Annotated in this window: 2 protein-coding genes; one reads left to right on the top strand and one right to left on the bottom strand. The window is 57.5% G+C overall.

Annotated features, from left to right (window positions below; all coding sequences use genetic code 11):
* The coding region (locus ACWUKX_RS30980; RefSeq protein WP_456010460.1) for a hypothetical protein at positions 1 to 258 on the bottom strand (258 nt) is incomplete at its 3' end.
* Positions 259 to 396: 138 nt separating this feature from the next.
* On the opposite strand from ACWUKX_RS30980, the gene ACWUKX_RS30975 reads away from it, so the two are divergent.
* The coding region (locus ACWUKX_RS30975) for an ATP-dependent DNA ligase (protein ID WP_456010459.1) at positions 397 to 758 on the top strand (362 nt) is incomplete at its 3' end.

Below are 758 nucleotides of genomic sequence, written 5' to 3'. Positions count from 1 at the left end.
GGGCTCGTGCGATACTGTTTCGACATCTACCGTGACTAGGCCGGCTCCTTCGATCCGGACCGTCACCTTGCCGTTCTCGTCATCGACCCGAGTGACAAAGCCGGTGATCTCGACCTTCTGGCCGGCCCTTGTTCTCTTCGGTGTGTCGATCGACAAGGGAAAGTTGTAAGAGGGTATGCTCACGCTCGACATGCCGTTGTCCAGCACCTTCAGGATTGTCACGGTGAGCGTGACTTCGTCGCCGATCTTGACCGCCATGGCCTAGGGCTCCATTTCCAGCCGATCGTGCACGTCGGATAGTTTCGTCATGCTACTAAACATTCAATTTTGCTAAAATGTTCCGGAACCGATTGCCCGCCCTGCGGCTTGAGTCGCGGTTCGGGGAGTCACAAGTGTATGAGTAGCGCCGCAGACCGGCTATCATTCATTGAGTTTCAATCGCCAACGTTGGTCGCGAAAGCTCCCGCGGGCAGCGACTGGCTTCACGAGGTCAAATACGATGGCTACCGCACGCAGCTAATTGTCGATGGCCGCACAGCACGAGCTTTCACGCGCCGCGGCTATGACTGGTCGCATCGATACAAAGGAATTGTCCAGGCAGCGGCGAACCTACCGGTCAAAGCAGCAATCATCGACGGGGAGGCTGTCGTCCTGGGCGAGACCGGGTTGCCGGACTACCAAGCCCTCGAGCGGGAATTGGGCAATCCAAACTCGCCGAAGGTCATCTTCTATGCGTTCGACCTGCTGCACCTCAACGG

The sequence above is a fragment of the Mesorhizobium sp. f-mel genome, from assembly GCF_053850215.1.
Note: the sequence above shows the minus strand (reverse complement) of the source record. Positions and strands in the feature narration are given on the sequence as shown.